Origin of the sequence: Pseudomonas sp. ICBG1301 (assembly GCF_016918385.1) — a bacterium.
Lineage (GTDB): Bacteria > Pseudomonadota > Gammaproteobacteria > Pseudomonadales > Pseudomonadaceae > Aquipseudomonas > Aquipseudomonas palleroniana.
Genome location: NZ_JAEKGB010000039.1, coordinates 1 through 244 on the forward strand (window position 1 = coordinate 1; position 244 = coordinate 244).

1 pseudogene is annotated in these 244 nt (G+C 60.7%); it reads right to left on the reverse strand.

The window, feature by feature from the left end:
* Positions 1-244, reverse strand: a pseudogene (locus JBE38_RS27785) (hypothetical protein); the annotation flags it as partial.

The following is a 244-nucleotide window of genomic DNA, read 5'->3' on the forward strand; positions in this document are numbered from 1 at the left end:
TGTGCTGCACGCGCCCCGGCAAACTTGCCGCATGCCCACACTGCCAATAAATAGCCCATGACCGTGTTCACGGTATCGGGGGCAATGAGCTGGGACAGCACCGGAAACCCGACGTTGTGTGCTGCACGCGCCCCGGCAAACTTGCCGCATGCCCACACTGCCAATAAATAGCCCATGACCGTGTTCACGGTATCGGGGGCAATGAGCTGGGACAGCACCGGAAACCCGACGTTGTGTGCTGCAC